The organism is Leptospira weilii (assembly GCF_006874765.1).
GTDB classification, from domain to species: domain Bacteria; phylum Spirochaetota; class Leptospiria; order Leptospirales; family Leptospiraceae; genus Leptospira; species Leptospira weilii.
Map to the genome: position 1 here is coordinate 1,745,039 of NZ_CP040840.1, position 18,166 is coordinate 1,763,204.

Annotated in this window: 12 protein-coding genes; 4 read left to right on the plus strand and 8 right to left on the minus strand. The window is 42.1% G+C overall.

Translation table 11 applies throughout. The features are described 5' to 3' along the window. Positions 1 to 233 precede the first annotated feature (233 nt). From FHG67_RS08245 to FHG67_RS08270, 6 genes are read right to left on the minus strand one after another with little or no spacing between them, the layout of a single operon-like run. Positions 234 to 1,694: an adenylate/guanylate cyclase domain-containing protein gene (locus tag FHG67_RS08245; protein ID WP_002619020.1), complete on the minus strand. Its 1,461-nt coding sequence runs from the start codon at positions 1,692 to 1,694 to the stop codon at positions 234 to 236. Between the two features lie 24 nt (positions 1,695 to 1,718). After that, entirely contained in the window at positions 1,719 to 2,093 is a 375-nt protein-coding gene (locus FHG67_RS08250) for a DUF1987 domain-containing protein (protein ID WP_002619008.1), read from the minus strand. 2 nt (positions 2,094 to 2,095) lie between these two features. After that, positions 2,096 to 2,650 (minus strand): SiaB family protein kinase, encoded by a 555-nt coding sequence (locus FHG67_RS08255; RefSeq protein ID WP_004500278.1) that lies wholly within the window; start codon positions 2,648 to 2,650, stop codon positions 2,096 to 2,098. A gap of 37 nt (positions 2,651 to 2,687) precedes the next feature. Next, a complete protein-coding gene (locus tag FHG67_RS08260; RefSeq protein ID WP_004500339.1) occupies positions 2,688 to 8,042 on the minus strand; it encodes an AAA family ATPase in 5,355 nt (1,784 codons plus the stop codon). Between the two features lie 23 nt (positions 8,043 to 8,065). Beyond that, positions 8,066 to 9,040: a ketoacyl-ACP synthase III gene (locus FHG67_RS08265; protein WP_002619002.1), complete on the minus strand. Its 975-nt coding sequence runs from the start codon at positions 9,038 to 9,040 to the stop codon at positions 8,066 to 8,068. A 33-nt stretch (positions 9,041 to 9,073) separates the two neighbouring features. Beyond that, a complete protein-coding gene (locus FHG67_RS08270) occupies positions 9,074 to 10,861 on the minus strand; it encodes a CoA-transferase (RefSeq protein WP_002619007.1) in 1,788 nt (595 codons plus the stop codon). A gap of 417 nt (positions 10,862 to 11,278) precedes the next feature. Between FHG67_RS08270 and FHG67_RS08275 the strand changes: the two genes are divergently transcribed. The 3 genes from FHG67_RS08275 to FHG67_RS08285 all read left to right on the plus strand — a co-directional run bounded on the left by FHG67_RS08275 (position 11,279) and on the right by FHG67_RS08285 (position 14,114). After that, a complete protein-coding gene (locus FHG67_RS08275; RefSeq protein WP_002618993.1) occupies positions 11,279 to 12,148 on the plus strand; it encodes an acyl-CoA thioesterase in 870 nt (289 codons plus the stop codon). 216 nt (positions 12,149 to 12,364) lie between these two features. After that, positions 12,365 to 13,123, plus strand: coding sequence for a glucose 1-dehydrogenase (locus FHG67_RS08280; protein ID WP_002619024.1), 759 nt, complete (start codon positions 12,365 to 12,367; stop codon positions 13,121 to 13,123). A 172-nt stretch (positions 13,124 to 13,295) separates the two neighbouring features. Further along, positions 13,296 to 14,114 carry a PP2C family protein-serine/threonine phosphatase gene (locus FHG67_RS08285; protein ID WP_004496277.1) on the plus strand — a complete coding sequence of 273 codons (819 nt, stop codon included), beginning with the start codon at positions 13,296 to 13,298 and terminating at the stop codon, positions 14,112 to 14,114. On the opposite strand, the gene FHG67_RS08290 is transcribed toward FHG67_RS08285, so the two are convergent. Both FHG67_RS08290 and FHG67_RS08295 read right to left on the minus strand, forming a co-directional pair. Continuing rightward, on the minus strand, positions 14,089 to 14,616 hold the full coding sequence (locus tag FHG67_RS08290) for a SiaB family protein kinase (protein WP_004496271.1): 528 nt from the start codon (positions 14,614 to 14,616) through the stop codon (positions 14,089 to 14,091). The genes FHG67_RS08285 and FHG67_RS08290 overlap by 26 nt on opposite strands. Positions 14,617 to 14,626: 10 nt before the next feature. Continuing rightward, positions 14,627 to 15,919, minus strand: a complete 1,293-nt coding sequence (locus FHG67_RS08295; RefSeq protein ID WP_004496275.1) for a beta-ketoacyl-[acyl-carrier-protein] synthase family protein — start codon at positions 15,917 to 15,919, stop codon at positions 14,627 to 14,629. A gap of 698 nt (positions 15,920 to 16,617) precedes the next feature. On the opposite strand from FHG67_RS08295, the gene FHG67_RS08305 reads away from it, so the two are divergent. Then, positions 16,618 to 18,090, plus strand: a complete 1,473-nt coding sequence (locus FHG67_RS08305; protein WP_004502266.1) for an adenylate/guanylate cyclase domain-containing protein — start codon at positions 16,618 to 16,620, stop codon at positions 18,088 to 18,090. Positions 18,091 to 18,166: the final 76 nt, after the last annotated feature.

Below are 18,166 nucleotides of genomic sequence, written 5' to 3' on the forward strand. Positions count from 1 at the left end.
GAGACCGGTTCTAAGTTTCACAGAAGATTTGTCGGAATTCCGACAGATTTATTTTCGGATTCAAATACTTGTGGATAAGGTTACGTATAAAATAAGAGTACCGTTAATTTGAGCGCAAATCTCGCGTTTAGACGTAGAATTTTGGACACTCTATTATGTAGAGATGAGTAAGACAAAAAGGCGCGGCGTTTTGTTTGAGGTTCTTTTTGAAAGGAATGACCGGTTTAAAAAGATTACTTTTTACCTAGAAGAAAAAAAGTTCTCATCGGGCCTTTACCCTTGACTTCGATGATACCCCTATCTTCAAATGCGAATAAGTCCTTAAGAGAATCGTAAACCGTTTGAGAGCAGTGTATTTTTCCGGGTTCTCCGTGAGATTCCATTCTAGAGGCAGTGTTTACGGAATCGCCCCAAAGATCGTAAACGAATTTATTTTTACCGATTACCCCGGCGACCACGTCTCCTGTATGTATACCGATTCTAATATTGAACTCGTATTTCCAAGATTTTTGAAGATTTTTAAGCCCCTGAATCATATCGATTGCGGCTAACGCGATTTTTTCCGCGTGATCCTCGGTTGGAATTGGAATCCCGCCCGCCATCATATAACAATCCCCGATTGTTTTGATTTTTTCGAGTTGGTATTTGCTTGCAATGTCGTCGAAACAAGTGAAGATCTGATTCAGAATTTCGACCAGCTGGTTTGGGGTCGGGATTTGTGTGGAGAGTTTTGAAAAACCGACTATATCCGCAAACAGAACCGTGGATTTCTTAATATAATCTGCGATTACGCTCTCTCCCGCTTTTAATCTTTCCGCGGTTGATTTGGGAAGGATGTTTAACAAAAGACTTTCCGACTTTTGTCTTTCCTTCTCCAAACCTTTGTTTAACATATTAATTTCTTCTAAAGAATCCTTGAGTTCGCGGTTCCTTTTGGAAAGGGTCTTGTATGCGTCCGCGTTATCCACTCCGATCGCGACGTAATTGGCGAGAGTTCTTAAAATATTGAGTTTGTTTTCGTTGAATTCGTTTTTATTGTAGCTCTGGATCGTAAGAATTCCGATGAATCTTTCCTCTACTTTCAAAGGAAGATAAACCATCGAACTTATTTTTTCTCCGAAATGTTTCTGAATGGTGGAAATGTACCGAGGAAAATCCTTTTCGAGATCGTTCGTAATCAATTCTTGATTGTTATGATAACAAAAAGAAGAAGGGTTGTCTTCGGTAAGAGAATCCACCGAAGGCGCGGGAGTGTAACGCCCTTCGATCAAATTGAATTTATATTTGATTTCGTTTTTGCCTTCTTCGATGATTCCGAACGCGAGAATATCTATGGAGAGCATGGACTTCGTGTTTTCATATACGGAAGTCAGGATGATCTTGGGTTCCAGACTGGCTGTGATCATTTGGCCGATTTCGCTCAGCTGTTTTAGGTTCTGATAGGAAGACGCGAGTCTTTGATTGGAATCCTGCAGTTCCGTTTGAGTTTTAATCAGACGATTCTGAGTGGAATCTCCGATCTTCATGAGTTTGGAAGACTGCTTTAAAAGAGATTCGTAAGCCTCTCTGATTTTTTTCAGCTCTTTTAAAAGAGCTTCCTGATCGAGGGGTTCTTTTTTATCTAAGATTTCGTTGACTTCGCTTAATAATTGAAATTCGTTTTCAAAAAAAGAATTGAAGTCTTTCGGTTCCATATGACTTTCTAAAGCTATGTCGTGTTACTTATAGGATTTAAGTTCGAATGGAAGGGAAAGGTCGGATGAAAATTCTTCTCCTGTCTCTTGCATATCGTCGTCGTCCTCTTTGTATAACCAGAGTACTTTTACCTTGCCGTTTTGGTCGTGGTATTTTTGGAGAGAATCTAGAATATCCATGATCACTTTAGACGAACTCGTATTGAAATAGTCTAACTGAAATTTTACTTGAACCTGCGATTTTGAATTCATCATCGCGTTTAACCAATCGAATACGGGTTTGTAAAATGCGATCGCATTCTCAGGATAAGATTCTCCGATAATTTCGACCAAACCCTGTTCCGTGTCTAAGATGACTTCCGGAGAGGTTTTGGTCTGCTGAATATGCAGTGATTCCATTCTTAATTTTCCTTTGTAAAATATACAGAAAGTGTGAAGAACGAGTGTTTATCGTCCACCGGCGAGATATCGTAGGAAAGAGGTCCGTCCGACTTTCTTGCAATATCGATTAAACCCACACCCGCACCTTTACTCTCTTCGGGTCTGTTTGAGCGCAACTGTCGTTGGTAATAAGCCTTTAACTCATCCCTTGACATAGAATTAATTTTTTCACATTTACTTTTTAGTAATTCGATTTTTTCATTTAATACAAGATTTCCGGCCGAAATATTATAGCCAATTGATTTTTCATCAACCATAATGATGCCAACACCGCTTTCTCTTCCATCTTCGAGGACTTTTCTTTCCGCGGAATAGTGTAACATATTCTGAGCGAGTTCGATGAAAACTGCAAAGATTTTTTTAATTTTCGATTCAGTACTTAAGGAAGTCCGGATCATCGAACCGAATTCAGTCAGAACCTCTTGCGATAAACGGCCTTTGAAGGAAACAATGAATTGATAATCGTAGGCATTTCTATATTGTTTAAACAATTCTAGGGAATTATTTTCTATCATTTCGGTTTAACATACTCCTGTAATTTTGTTCGTTTGATTAAATTCTAAATCCAATCAAAGTTATGTCGTCTCTCTGAACCTCTCCCGCTTGGTATTCATCCAAAAAGGTGGATAGTCTTTCCTTTTGTTCGTGCGCGGGTAAAGAGAGAACGCTTTCTAAATGCCTTATCAAACCTTTGCTCGTGATTCTTTGTCTTTGGGGATTCGGTTGATCCATATACCCGTCTGTTGTGAGGTAAAACATAGTGGATTGTCCCTTTTCCAATTTTACTTCGCGAGTGGAATATGTTCTGGAATCTTCTTTTTGTCTCCCACCGATCGAATGTCTGTCGCCTTTGATTTCTTCGATTTTGTCACCTTTTGAAAAATAGAGCGGTCTTTTAGCGCCAGCAAACAGCACTTTATCTTCGTCAATCCGGCAGAAACAAATATCCATTCCATCTAACGAGTTTGCGCCTAAAGTGTCTTGTTTTAAGGCTTGTCGCACATTTCGGTTTAAATGTTCCAGAACTTTTCCCGGATCTTTGATTCCCGCCTCGTTTACGATCTGGTTGAGCAGGGTGTTTCCTATCATGGACATTAATGCGCCTGGAACTCCATGTCCAGTACAATCGACCGCTGCAAGGAAAACGGATCCTTCTTTTTTGCTAAACCAGTAAAAATCTCCCGATACGATGTCTTTCGGTCTGAATAAAACGAACTGTTCGCGTAAATTTTTTGCGAGAGTGTCATCCGAAGGAAGGATCGCCTGTTGAATATTCAAAGAATATGTGATACTGTCCGTAATACGCTGATTCTTAAGTTCTAGATCTGCGTTTGCTTGAGCCAATTCTCTGGTTCTTTCTCTGACCTTTTCCTCCATATTCGCATAAAGTAATGCGTTATCGATGGAGATCGCAGCTTGAGAAGAAAGGATATTCATAATCTGAAGTCGATCCGAAGTGAAGGCCCCTTCCGAAAGATTATTTTCTAGATAGAGAATTCCGGAAATTTCCCCTTGTTTGATGACTGGCGCGCAGAGAATCGATTTCGTTTTAGAATTTTTAATATATTCGTCTTTGTTGAATTTTTCGTCCTGATTTGCGTTTCTTAAAACAAGGTTTTCCTTGGTCCTTTCCACGTAATAGATGAGGGAGATCGGAAGATTTTTGCTACTGCCGAGAGGGATTCCGGTCAATACCTCCACGTCGTCTTTGGAAATCGAACCTTCGGCTTCCACATAGAGTTTTCCTTCCTTTTTTAAGATGAGTACGCCTCTTTGCGCCCCGGCGTTTTCGATTACGATCTTCATCAATTTGTCCAAAAGATTTTCCAGCTTGATCTCTCCGGAAATCGCCGTGGAACTTTTCAATACGGATTGAAGATCCAAGGTTTGGCCCGAATAAACTTCGGTTGCGGCCGCTGTTGTGCTGGAAATCGTTCGATGGGTGCGCAGTAATCCTGTTCCTCTTTCGCGGATGAATTCCGGAAACTTGGATTTGAGCATACTTTGTTTGAGGTTGGCCCCCCAAAGTCCGTAACGATGGAATGCTTCGTTGATGAATTCTCCGGCGATCTTGACGCTGCCTTTGGATAGCCAGAACATCGCCGCGTTCTCGCAGGCGAGAGCTTCGTCGTTTTGAAACTCGTTCTTTCTCGCTTCTCGAATTGCGGCCTCGTAAGTCCTTGCGGCTTTCCAGTTTTTGTATTCGAGTTTTGCTAATTCCGCGTCTACGAGTAGATATTTGTGGTAAAAGTTTTCGGGACAACTTTCGGCTAGGATGAAAAGTTGTTTCTGGTTCTCCTGAATCTTTTTTAAATATTCTTTTTTGAGATCGGGGGAAACTTTTTTGTAGTTTGCGGCCAGAGCGAGGGAATATAAAAAGTTGTGTTCCAGAGGACCGTATTGACCTCCGAGATAGAGAATCATGTTGTTCGCTTCTTCCGCTTCCTGAAGCGCGAGTTGGTATTCTCCGTACATTAAGAGGGAACGAACCTTCATCACTTTAAAGGTGCAGATCGGAGCCAAACTTTGGTGGTCGTTGCAGAGATCTATGTACTCTTTTTCCAGGTACTCGCTCGAAGAGAAGTCGAGATGACTTCCCGTTTCCCCTCTTAAATTGGAAAGAATGAGAATGGTTCCGAGGATCGTATCAATCGCAAGATTGTTTTTTACTTTTCTTACGAACTTGAGGAGTTGATTGATCTTTGGTTTTAGGATTTCCAGGTTCTTTCCTTGAAACATCACATTGGAAGCGTCGTTCATCGCGGCATAACTTCCGTGTAAAAATTCTCCTGAATCCAAAGCGGCTTGAACGCACTTGATGTTGACTTCTTCGGAAAACTTAAGGTGTTTTACAAAAGAGGAAGAATAGTTCGCGAGAATGTTTGCGGCTTTGGTATATCCGCCCGAGTTCATATATTTCTCGCTGAGTTTTACCGCGAGTTCGCAGAAGTCGTATGCGCCTTTATAATCCCCTAATTTTCCGACGAGTACCATTCCGTAGCAGGAATATCCGTACGAATCGGAAAGGTTTCCGTATTTCAGCAAAAGGTTCGCCATCTTCAGACAGATTACCGGAAAAAGAGCCGGTTCTTTGTTGTAAGCCATCGGAATGGCGCTGATCAAAAGATTCACGGCCCAGATGTGATTCGGGTCCGTCATGAGAGGAGCGTCTAACAGAGATGTTATGTTTCTATTTTTGAGATTCTTTTTCGCCTCTTCGATTTCTTTTTTTACCACCTTTTCGAAACCGGAAATCGGGAGTTCGATTCCCAAAGGTTTTAAGGCCTTGATTACGGTCGGCATTGCGAGATCGTATTTGCCTTGGGCGGAATATTCGATCATCAGCAAGTTATACGCTTCCGCTTGTTCCACGGGAGTTTTTGCCTGCTTTAGAATATTTTGAATCATCTCTTGGGATTCTTCGAAACTCCCATTGAGGTAAAGAGCTTCGGCGAGTTCTTTGTGAACCGCATAAGCAAGGTCGTACTCTTTTTCCCAAAGTACCTTGTCGTCTTTACCCGATTTGGAAAGAGAGAGCAGAAGTTCTCTCGCTTTTTCCGAATACAATTTCGACGGTTTATAAGCCGCTGAGAGTTTCGCTTTTTGCGCGGCTTGAAGATTCAACTGTATTAATTTTCTTTTTTCGGAATTTTCCGTAACGAGTAGGGAACCGGTGTTCAAGTGGTTTACCACGTCAAAGATCGAATCTTCCAAAGCTTTTTCATTTAAGTTTTCCAGAAGAATTCTGCCGATCTTAAGGCGTAAGGATCGTTTTTGATCCTCGTTCAAAAGTTCGTAGCTCGCTTGTTGCACTCGATCGTGTTGAAAGCGGAATTGGATCGACTTTGCAATTTGGAAATTCTTATCCTGATTTTCTTCTATTTCTACCATGGAATCCACGAGTCGGTAGTTGTCTCCGATCGGAACGATCAATTCCTCTTCCATGGTTTCCATAAGTGCCGCCGCGGTTTCCTTCAAAGTCGCGCCCAAAATTTTGGATTGGATTCCGAGATCGAAGTTGCTTCCGATACAGGACGCGAATTTTAAAGTTTCCTGGGTTCTAGGGGAGAGCTTTTTGATTCTTTTTACGAGAAGATCTACCACATTATCCGAAATATCCGTCTTTTTGATCTTATCGAGATCCCAGATCCATCCTCCCGAGATTGCGGAACTTCCTTGCTGATAGGAGATAACTTCCTCTTTGGACAATTGTTTCAGCAGTTCGTTGATGAAGAACGGATTTCCTCTTGTTTTCGAATATACGATTTCGGCGAAACTTAGTGTTTCTTCGATAGGTTTCCGTAAACTGTCCGACAAAAGTTCGTTCACGTTTTCCAAACTTAAGGGTTTGAGTAGAATTTTATCCAGACGGAATCCTTCCTTTTCCAAACCCGTTATCAGAGTGGAAAAAGGATGCGTGGAGTCCACTTCGTTGTCTCTATAAGCTAATATTAGAAAAATATAATTTACGGAGGCGTCTTCGATTAGGTTCTTGACAAGCTCCAGAGAAGATGTGTCGGCCCATTGTAAATCGTCTAAAAAGATGGCGAGCGGATGATCTTGGTTGGCGAAGATTTTTATAAAATTTTGAAATACCAGATAGAAACGGTTCGCGTTTTCCTGAGGTCCTAACTCCGCAACGGGAGGCTGTTCTCCGATGATAAACTCGAGTTCCGGCAAAACGTCTGTTATAACCTTTCCGTTCAAGCCCAGAGTGGTGCGGATTTTGTTTTTCCAGTCTTCGATTCTTTCCGGAGATTCCGTCAGAATTTGTTCGATCAGATTGGAAAATACTTGAATGATTGCGCTGAAAGGAACGTTACGATTGTACTGATCGAATTTTCCGGAAATGGAATAGCCTTTTGATTCCGTAAGAGGTTTGTTGATTTCCTTGACGAGAGAGGATTTACCAACTCCGGAATAGCCCGCTATCAGGACGACGCTGGTCCTTCCGGTTTCCGTCATGCGTTTGAATTCGTTTAACAACGCTTCGATGTATCCCTCTCTTCCGTAGAGTTTTTGAGGGATTTTGAACTCGTGAGAATAATCCGTGGAGCCGAGCGGAAAACTGGGAACGTCCCCCGATTCCAGCCATTTGTCTCGGATGGTTTCCAAGTCCGATTTGAGGCCTTCCGAGGTTTGGTATCTTTCCTCCGCGGTTTTTGAAAGAAGTTTTAATACGACATGAGAAAGGGCTTCCGGGATTTCGCCGCGGACCTTACGCGGATCGACCGGGGATTTTGCGAGATGGAAGTGGACCAGTTCCAGAAGGTCTTCGCTTTCGAAGGGAAGTTTTCCGGTGAGAAGTTCGTAGAAAGTGACTCCGAGAGAATAAAAATCGCTTCTGTAATCCACGGAACGATTCATCCTGCCGGTTTGTTCCGGAGAAACATAGTGAATGCTTCCTTCGAGGCGGTTTGGATTGGACCAGGAAGTTTCTTCTTTGGAGAGCCGGGTGGAAATACCGAAGTCTACGATTCTTAAAATGTCTTCGTCCGGATTGAATATGATGTTATCCGGCTTTAAATCTTTATGTATTACTTTTTTATTATGGATTTCTCCGAGTTTTTCGGTGAGGTCGATCGCGATTTTGAAAAAGTCGTTTAAGTTAACCGGTTTTTTTTTGGAAAACTGTTTGAGCGATTCTCCGGGAACGAATTCCAAGATAAGGGTGAAACCTTCCGGAATTTTCTCCATTCCAAAGGCTTGAATCATTTTATCGGATGAAAGATAGTTCAAAATTTCATATTCGTTTCTCAAATTTACGACAGCAGGATGCAATTCGTCCAGGATCGGGATGTACTTAATGATTACGTTGATTCCGTCCTTCGATCGTACCGCCTTATAAACCTCCGTGGACGAGTCCGTGTTCATTCTTTCTTTTATTTCGTAACCTTCTATTTTCATACGTATCGATGTTCCTATTACGTTCAAAGACGGAATAAGAGTCCTCCCCAATAAAATCCGCCTCCTACGGCGGGGGTAAGGAATAAATCTCCTTTTTTAAACTTTCCTTTATAATAATATTCTGATAATACGATCGGGATGGAGGCGGCGGAAGTGTTTCCGACTCTTTCGAAGTTCATAAGAATTTTTTCTCTCGGGAACTTGGTCCTTTTGAGAACGTCTTGAACGACTACGTCCGTTCCGGGATGAGGAACGACCCAATCCACATCGTCTATGGTAAGATCGTTTTTTTCCAAAAGCAGGTCCATGGACTTGAGAGTGAGATCCGCCGCTTTGCTTACGAGTTCGGGATAACTTTTCACGTAACTCGTCGGCGGAGGTCCGGTTACGATGATACCTGAAAGGTCGCCGTCGTCTTGTAGGAAAGAATCGATGATTCCGAAATTTTTATCTCCCGTATATTCTAAAAAAACACCTGCCGCGGCGTCTCCCGCGGTAAATTCTCCGTAACCTCCCATTCTGGTTCTGACGGAAAATCGTTCGCTCCCGATAACGAGAGCGTTTTTAAATTTGTCCGTTCTCAAGTATGCGGACGCCGTTTGAACCCCATGAACGAAACCTGTACAAGCGGTGCTAACGTCGAAAGCGAGGGCGTTTTTAGTTCCGGAAAGTTTCGATGCTTGGGGAGCGAGATCGGGAAGGTAATAACGATCGGTCCAATTCGCGAGAATATAAAGATCCACATCTTCCGGTTTTTTTCCCGCGTCTTTCAGAGCCATTTCCGCTACTTTCGAAGCCATAAACATTGCGGTTTCGGTTTCGTTGGCCCTTCTTCTTTCGTTGACTCCTATATTTCCAATCACTGCTTTTTCAGCCGGATGCATTTCCGGAAATTTCAAACGGGAACGAATTTCCTCGTTAGTCACGATTCGTTCCGGGAGATAGTGGCCGAAGCCGGTGATTCTGATTCCGTTCGACGTTTGATTTTTTCCATTCATAAGGGACCTCTAATAAATTCGAGTTTCATTTTATTATGGAAGTCTTGTATATACCATAAATTGTTCTATGTAAATCTTTTCCGGATCCAATTCGCGTAAAACGGTAAGTTCTTCCGCCGTCACCGGAGGTTCTTGTTTAAGAGGGATGTCTTCGTCCGGAGGAAGCCAAGAGGTATAACGTAATACCGCTTCTTCCGGTTCCATTTCCTCGTCGGAAGGAGGGGGGATCCAGTGAGAGAATTCGAAAACGTGATCCGAATTCGGTTTTCTTTGAAATCTTCCGAATTGACAGACCGCTTCCATCACTCGATCCCCGACAGAGGTGATGTAGTTTACGTGTTTTACAAATCTTCCTCGATTTGCTTTTGCGACTACGATACAATCCGCTACGGCAGCGATGTCGTTGGCTCCTCCCGAACCCACGAGGAATTTGCCCTTGGACGTTTTTGTGGAATTGATATTTCCGAACCAATCCACTTCCGCCGCACCTAACACTCCGAGGCAGTGATCGGGAACAACGGTTCCTAAGATGCCTGCGATATCGGAGAGCATTGTGCAATTTTTAGCGTGTAATTGACTGAAAAGAAAAACGTCTCCGGTATGAGGTTTCATCGAAAAAAAACCGAGTTCGGTGACAACTTTGACTTCGATTCCTTCTTTTTCCAGAAATCGGGCCGCGGTCCAAGCCGAGATATGAGCCGCGCCGATTCCCGCGAGGATTGTTTTATAACCGTTGGTTTTGACGTATTCTTGGATGGCTCTCGCCGCGAGAATGATCATCTGCTCCGAGTCGTTTACCGTTTTCGGATTTTCCAGTTTGACGGCTTTGTTTTCTTCGGGAATACTTTTTAATTTCTTAAGACGAACGCTTCCTAGGCGTTCCAGATATTCAGCGTGACCGCCTTTTAAGTTTACAAAGTTTGCATACCATTTCTCGGCCCGAGAAGGTGCGTTTGCAGCTTCGTTGGCCTCGATCTGAAATTCATAATCGTCCAAGTATGTGGAAAGCCCTTTGAATGCGGGAATCCCCGGAAGATTATAAACCCGAAGGGATTGAGGATGTGCGCCGAATTCCGCGACGGAAAATGCTCTTACCCGATTTCCCGGAATCGTAACCATTTCCGCAGGAACGGAGCCTCTGGGAACGATTTTTTCCACGGTTGCGATCACCCCTTCTTTTGCCGCGAGAGCTCCCCAGTAACCCTCTCCGCTGGGAGGGCAGAGAACTAAGTTTCCTTCCTCGTCTCCGACTACCGCGTGTAAAAGAGTGAAGTCCGGATTTAAGGGGAGAATGTACGCAAGGTCCACTCCTTTCTTACCTTTATAATTCGGAGAATGGGAGCCGTTTGCGCTAACGGGACAATGCCCGGGGTCGGGCAATAGGAATGCGGTTTTACCTAATTTGTCTAAAATGAGATCGCTTCCTAAAAGAGAGTTTGTGATAAAACCCGGAAGACGCATTGCGCCCGCCATCAGTCTTTGAACGATGCTGAGAAGAGACCAAAGTTCCAGTTCGAATGGTTTCCCTTCTAGTAAATTAGAATATAATGAATTAGGAGAAGGTTTCGGATAATTATCGCCTGCAAAACCGGTGATCATTTTTTTAACGATCTTTGCGATCGTGAGAGCGTGCGCGCTGGAATGAATTCCCGCCATGCTAATCACGAATTCGGGATTCGAATTTTGAAAACAACGGGCGAGGGAATAGATAAGCGCGTTAGGTCTGGACATAGTCGCCGAAATATGCAAATACATTCCCGGGCTTACCATTTCTCGGATCATCTCATCGGGGTTTTTAAAGATCTTCGCATTTTTTTCCAATGATTTTTATTCCCTGAGTAATACGGACGCGACGAACCCTTCGTCTCCAAATTTGGACGAATCTTTCTTGTTATAGTCCTACGAGGAAGTAAATCGTTATAAAAAAATTTCTTCTTTTAAAATTATAAAATGTTTTTATACAATTCTTTTCTCGGGCAGACGCCGAATGAATTAAAGTCTACTATAACGATAGAAAGTTTTACTTTTGAGAATGCTATAGCAAGAACTTTTTTATAAATTGAAACAAAACTCGGGACTGATTCAAGACAAGTATTCCGATAACCGAAATTAAAAATTAGAAAGAACGGAATCCTTTCTTGTTAGGAAAAAATTTTTTTCATGTCGAAGAGGAAACGTAAATTCGAATAATATAAAATGATCTTATGTCCCAAATACTTGTGGTATAGTCGATAAGCGATGACAGAGATACAGATTGAATTTCCGGAAAGGTATCATTTTTCAACAGAGCTTTCCATACGTAAGACAGATCTCGCTTTGGATATTCACGTGTCTTTCGCGTCTATTCTCGATATCGTGATGGAAGCGCATCTTCAGTTCTTTCAGTATCTGGGTTTTTCCGTCACGGATATTTACGGAAAGAGTATTATATTCGCGAATGCTGGAATTCTCTATCAAGGGGAATTACTCTATAACGATCAAGTCAAGATCGATGTCGTATTGGACAATCTACAAGAAAAATCTTTCGATCTTACGTTTCGTTTGTCCAAGAATCAAAGGAGAGAGAAGGTCGCACTCGTAAAAATCCGGGTTTTATTTTTTGACTATTCTATTCGTAAAGTAGTGTCTGTTCCCGAGGGTTTTAGAAAAATTTTTACCGAAGAAAAAATTCCTTCTTATTCTTCTCCTCCGGTCGGTATTCAGGAAAAAACCTCATCGAAAAGTGCGACCCAGATCTGGAAATTTGATAAACTGGAAGTATTGCGTCTTGCTCACGGTCTAATTCTAAAATTATATGCGCTTGGAAATAAAACGGATATATCTAGAATCAAAGAGCATGGATCTCTTCTCGAACATATCCGTTCGGTCTCAATTCTTTTGCCTGTTCGAATTGCCGGGGCTTGGGGAAGTAGAATTCTCTCGGAAAAGATCAAAAATATTTTAAAAGCAAAGGTGCATCTTGAGGAGCTTAGGTACCTTTTGATTCTCGTTCAGGATCTAGGGATCTATTCCATCGAAAGGGAATTATCAGATTTGGAAATCATCAACGGACATCTAAAAAAATATCTTGTCCGAGTCCGAAACGGAAAGACGAGGAAACTGATCTAAAGTCGAGTTCCGATTTGAATTCTTGTTTTGGCGGAATTTTTTTCGGTTATTTCGATATATCTCTTTTCTAAGAATAAGGGCTTAAAGCGGAATCGTCTCGAAATACGATCGGTGCCGAGACACGAAGATACTAGAAAATCTGATTTTCGGATCGGTTTGGAAAAAATTTTTTACAATAAATTCTAAAATTCTAATATAATATTCGGAGAAAATACCATGAAAGACAAAGTCGCCGTGGTGACCGGCGGAAGTACCGGAATTGGAAAAGCCGTCGTAAACGAGTTCGTTTCGAAAGGTGTCAGAGTTGTATTTTGCGGCCGTAGATTCGATGAAGGAAAAAAGCTGGAATCTGCAATTTGTTCTCAAGGCGGAGAGGCGCATTTTGTGGTTTGCGATGTGACTTCCGGCGAGCAGGTTCAAAAGATGGTCGATACCGTTTTGGAAAAATTCGGAAGACTGGACTTTGGGATCAACAATGCGGGAATCATGGGACTCAATCATCCCCTGCATGAGTATCCAGAAAATATTTGGGATAGTGTGGTGAATGTGAATCTCAAAGGGACGTGGCTTTCGATGAAATATCAGATTCCCGAAATGATTAAGATCGGGGGAGGGGCAATTGTGAATGTTTCTTCTATATCCGGAATTAACGGGGTTGTCGGAATCAATCCTTATGCCGCGGCAAAACACGGAGTTATCGGGCTTACGAAAAGTGCTGCCTTGGAATATGCAAAGAAGAATATTCGGATCAACGCGATTTGTCCGGGCGCGGTAAAGACTGAAATTTTAGACGAGCTTTTTCATCTCGCGAAAGATCCGGCGGAAGCGGAAAGACAACTCGTGAAATTACACCCGATTCATCGGATCGCCGCTCCGGAAGAAATTGCAAAGACTGTGGTTTGGCTTTGCAGCGAGGATTCTTCCTTCATCACGGGAACTGCAATTCCAGTCGACGGCGGATATTCGGCAAAATGAAAATTCTCCAAAAAAATCTTTGGACGGGATGTTTTAAAATGAAAATAATGATAAGGTCACTGGTTGACCTTAAAAAAATCATTGAACGAAGATTTCTTCTTGAAGTTCCTTATTGGTGACACATATTTATAATAAAATTTTGGAAATTATTTCAATTTAGCAGTATTTCTCCATGATTATCAACTACTTTGGAATTACGGAAAAAGGAAATTTTCGCTCGCACAACGAGGATTCTATGTACGCATCCGGAGAAATTGTGGCCGGAAACGTTTCGGGTTCTTTTTCTTCTTCCGGAATTCGAGATTCTGCGGCGACTCCTCTGATTCTTGCCCTTGCGGATGGGATGGGTGGACATATTTCCGGAGAAGTTGCAAGTCGTATGACACTTGAAAAGCTCGCATGGACGGAAAGGGCGGTTCAACCTTTGGAAGAATTGCCGCGGGCCGGTTGGCAAAGTTTGTTCAGTATCATCAACCATGAAATCAATGATCATGCCAAAGCGACCGGAAAGCTGGGAATGGGAGCTACGTTAGTCGGCATATTGTTTGGAAAAAGAAAGGTCCTTGTCTTCAACATGGGGGACAGTCGGGCTTATCATTTTTCCTCCAAAGGGATCCATAAAATTACGGTCGATCATTCTTTTGCGGGTACTATCAAAGGAAACCAGATCTCTAGGAGTTATATCACGAGCTGTATCGGAGGGGGAACTACGGATCTTCAGATGGATCTTTTCGACATCACGAGTTCGCTCAACACAGGGGATCGAATTTTGCTTTGTACAGACGGATTGACGGACGTCATCAAAATAGATGATTTGGAAGAAATCTTAAAGAACTCGTCTAACGTAAAAGAGGCCTGTTATCATCTTTTGGAGGAGGCGAACCTAAGGATGACGAAGGATAATACCTCTATAATCGTGATCGAAGTTCAGGGAATGATGTTTACCCGTTCCGAGTCTCGGAAACTTACCCCAAGCGAAAAAAAACTGTGAGAGTAAAGAAGAAGTTTCCGTTCGGAGTTTTTTCGAAAGAGGAGCGAAACGGAAAATCAGATTTTCTTAATATTTCCAAAAAACCCAAACCGGCGCCTTTGCTGTATTTGGGTCTTTCTCCCTTGATTCTCTCCAGGTACAATTCCTTTACTTCCGCTTCCGTGAGGGATAAAAAGTGATCCAATTTCGTTTGTAAGGAAGACGCTGTTTCTGGACTCAAAAAATTTGCGGTAGAGAGCTTTAAAATATGATCTTTTTCTTTGACTAGGATCAAACCGACTCCGTAACCCCCTTCTTTTTCCAAAGAATAGTGACTTACGTTCTGAACCATTTCCACAAACACATTTAGGATCTTGTTCTTTCGTTTTTCGTTTGCAATTCTGCTCTTAAGTATTTGCGTAAGATCTCCTAAAATTTCATGTGTCACTACGCCCTGGTAATAGAGAACCGATCTTAACTTTTTTAAATAATCGTATTGTTTATACAATTTGTCGAATCTCATTTTGTTTTCCTTAAAGAAGATCCGGCGGTGCGGCGAGACTAACAAAGGAAGATTGGCTTCCAATTGCAAAGGCCATCGAAATCGCGTTTCTAAGCCGAGTCTTTCTCGCACCTTCGGTGATATGATCGTGATCGCATTCCGGGTCCACCTCCTTGAGGTTGATTGTTGGACAAAGGATTTGTTTTTTTAGCATTAGAGCGGTTGCGGCGACATTGATGATTCCCGCCGCTCCGAACGTATGACCGAAAATTGGTTTGATGGAGCCGAGAGGAGCCCATTTGTTTCGGGAGAGTCCGTTGTATAAAATATTGAGCGCGCGACTTTCGGCCATATCGTTGTTGATTGTCGCGGTTCCGTGTCCGCAGAAATAATCGATATCTTCGAGTTTGAGTCCGCTAATTCTCAAAAGTCGGCTTAAACCGATCGCTGCTTTTTTACCAGTCAGATCCATTCTCATCGCGTGGTCTGCCTCGTTGTAACTGTAGGTTCCTAAAACTTCCGCGTAAATTTTAGCGCCTCTGGCGAGAGCACGATCCATTCTTTCCAAACAGAGAACGGCCGCTCCTTCTCCTAGAATAAAACCGTCTCGATTGCGATCGTAAGGTTTGATTGCGGACTTCGGATTGTTTTCTTCGGAAGACATGACCGAACTCGCGGGATCAGAATACATCATTATCAGAGGTTTTAGGAGAGGAAACTCGTGACCTCCGGCATACATCACTTCTGCTCTTCCCTTTCGAATCGCTTGATAACAGAGACTGATCGCGTGATGTCCGCCGACGCAAGCGGCGGTGATCGTAGTCACAAATCCTTGAATGTTTGCGTAGATTGCGGTAAGGTTGGTAGGATTGGAAGCCATCGAAGTGAGAACGGAATAACGATCGAAGATATTCAGGTTTTTTTCTTTGTGGTAGAGTTTCCAAGCGTGTTCCCACCAGGCGAGAGAGGATCTCGAAGAAGAATCGATAAAACCTACTTTGGACGGATCTACGGAGTTCTTTTCTAATTTTGCGTCTTTTCGAGCTTCCGCCATAGCGGACATAATAGCGAATGTTTCCCGGTTGTAACGCTTTGCGTATTTTTCTTCCAGGTCAGGTAGGAATTTTTTCCAGTTGAAGTCGTTCATCTCCGCCGCAACTTTTACGGTCATATCGTCGGTCTGAAACCTGGTGATTTTATCTATCTGCGAATTCCCTTCGGAAAGATTTTTCCAAAACATATCCACAGAATACGTATTCGGAAGGATGATTCCGATTCCAGTAATGGCAACTCTTGAATTATGATTGGTGTTTGTTTTATCCATACTTTTTGATTTTACTGATTGTCCTAAAATTCAGATTTTCTATCGCCACGAAATGCCTCAGGTTACAAGATTTTCCATCCCATGGAGATCAGTATTTACTGAATCGTTCTCGGAATGGTTTCTTATATTTCTGGAAACTAAGAGCAAATAACGTATACTTTTCTTTTGATCCTTCCTATAAGCGAATTTTAATCCTCTTACTAATATACACTCCTTTCTTTTTAAAAAGCCACGTCCTGAAAAAAAGTAGTATTCGGGAATTAAGTTTCTCTAATATGAAGCGGGGATCGGTTTTTTACGGAAATCGAAAGAACGGTTCACCCGAAATTGGAAGTCTCTTAATGAACTCCGAATACTGTTTTTAATTCGATTTAGAAGATAGTTTTAAGTAAGAGGTTGGACGATAAAAATCAAATCAAAAAAACGAAACGAATTGTTTTTGCATTTTTTTCCGTCTCGATCCTGAAAATCGAATGGAAACTATGCTTCTTTGACTGAAGAATCCAAGAATATTCTAAAATTCGATTCTTTTCTTTTGAATAAATATTTCTCGAGTAATTTTCACTATCCAAAACCCGTCTCGTAGAAGTGCGTTCGGTTTGAAACAAGTGTAATAAAAAAAGTTACAAAATACTTGACAAGTAATAGAGGTTCGAAAGACTGGGACCGGTTTTAAGCTAAGAAACCGGGAGAACGTTATGTGGAATGAAACCCTTTTCGAGCAGAAGAAAAAATCTTTGGAAGGATTTGGAGTTTTGTCGAAAAAGTCCATTGCCCGATTTGTGGAAAACATAAAGGTTCTGGACGAATGGCAACTCCATCGGATCAATCCGATTCGTTTTGCAAAGCAGAATGATTTTGAAATAGGGGAGACACTTGATCTCTTCCTTCATTCCGCAAAGATCGGTTTTCTTGATTTTGCATACAACATGATTTGCCCCGCTTGTGGAGGTGTCGCCGCTTCTCACACGTCTCTGGATCAAATCGAGGAAAAAAGTTTTCATTGTTATATCTGCAACATCGACGTGCCAGCTACTTTGGATGATCAGGTGGAAGTCAGTTTTTCGGTAAATCCATCTCTTAAGAAACAATTCCTGAATCCTTTAGCGAATGTGGAAGCGTATCTCAGATATCATATTTCCGCAAACTTTCGCAAGTCCAAAGAACTCCTGAATTTCATTTTTTCGAATATTCAAGATTTGATCGTTATGGAACCGGGTGAGACAAAACAAATTCGTTTGGATGCGATAAATGTTCCCGCGTATCAATTCAGTTCTGTGGAAAATAACTCGGCCGTCTTTTTGTATTTTGATTCTAAGGAAGTCACAAAGGATAGGATCGTCGAGCTCAGTCTTCTTTCTACCGGTTTTACTCCTGTCGAATTACATCTTTCGCCGGGAGAATACGAGGTTAAGGTTTCTAATCGGACGATTGCGACTTCCGGTTTTTTAATCATTAAACCGAACTTGAAAAAAATCCTGGAAATTATCAGGGAACATCCGACAGTGATCGAACCGTTTCTAACCGCGAAAATGCTTTTGAACAACCAAACCTTCCGGGAATTATTTCGCGTTCAACAATTAAACAGTCAATTGAATTTAAACGTAAAAAGTCTTACTATCCTTTTTACGGATTTGAGAGGCTCGACCGAAATGTACGATAAAGCGGGAGATATCCTCGCATATCGATTGGTTCAGGAACATTTCCGTTTGCTCGCCGAAACCGTAAAAAAGTTCAACGGCGCTATCGTGAAAACGATGGGAGACGCGATTATGGCGACCTTTTCTAATCCGCTCGAAGGATTATTTGCTTCGTTAGAAATGATGTTCCGTATCGATCGGATGAACGAGGAATTTAAGGAACACGGACATGAGATCGGTTTGAAAGTCGGTTTAAACGAAGGCCCTGCTCTTGCCGTCATCAACGACGAAAGGCTCGATTATTTCGGTCAAAGTGTTAACATCGCGGCAAGAGTGCAAGCGCTTGCGTCCGCAGGAGAAATTTGGGTGACCGAGCCGATTCTTTCCAGCCCTGGAATTCAGGAAGAATTAAATCTGAAAGGATATGAATCCGAAAGACACGAGGCTTTTCTTAAAGGAGTGGGTCAAAAAGCCACCGTTCACAAATTGTTCAAGAACGAAGAACAAAGGGCGTTTGTAGGATCGGTTTAAATTTTTCGAAATAAATTCAAGAATTTGAATATGTTTCATTCAAGAATTCGTGCCCGAATTTATTTTTTTAATTCCT

What these genes read in the sequence shown, in the direction of transcription:
- FHG67_RS08245 (WP_002619020.1), bottom strand. Translation starts at nt 1,694, where the DNA reads ATGGAACCGAAAGACTTCAATTCTTTTTTTGAAAACGAATTTCAATTA.
- FHG67_RS08250 (WP_002619008.1), bottom strand. Translation starts at nt 2,093, where the DNA reads ATGGAATCACTGCATATTCAGCAGACCAAAACCTCTCCGGAAGTCATC.
- FHG67_RS08255 (WP_004500278.1), bottom strand. Translation starts at nt 2,650, where the DNA reads ATGATAGAAAATAATTCCCTAGAATTGTTTAAACAATATAGAAATGCC.
- FHG67_RS08260 (WP_004500339.1), bottom strand. Translation starts at nt 8,042, where the DNA reads ATGAAAATAGAAGGTTACGAAATAAAAGAAAGAATGAACACGGACTCG.
- FHG67_RS08265 (WP_002619002.1), bottom strand. Translation starts at nt 9,040, where the DNA reads ATGAATGGAAAAAATCAAACGTCGAACGGAATCAGAATCACCGGCTTC.
- FHG67_RS08275 (WP_002618993.1), top strand. Translation starts at nt 11,279, where the DNA reads ATGACAGAGATACAGATTGAATTTCCGGAAAGGTATCATTTTTCAACA.
- FHG67_RS08280 (WP_002619024.1), top strand. Translation starts at nt 12,365, where the DNA reads ATGAAAGACAAAGTCGCCGTGGTGACCGGCGGAAGTACCGGAATTGGA.
- FHG67_RS08285 (WP_004496277.1), top strand. Translation starts at nt 13,296, where the DNA reads ATGATTATCAACTACTTTGGAATTACGGAAAAAGGAAATTTTCGCTCG.
- FHG67_RS08290 (WP_004496271.1), bottom strand. Translation starts at nt 14,616, where the DNA reads ATGAGATTCGACAAATTGTATAAACAATACGATTATTTAAAAAAGTTA.
- FHG67_RS08295 (WP_004496275.1), bottom strand. Translation starts at nt 15,919, where the DNA reads ATGGATAAAACAAACACCAATCATAATTCAAGAGTTGCCATTACTGGA.
- FHG67_RS08305 (WP_004502266.1), top strand. Translation starts at nt 16,618, where the DNA reads ATGTGGAATGAAACCCTTTTCGAGCAGAAGAAAAAATCTTTGGAAGGA.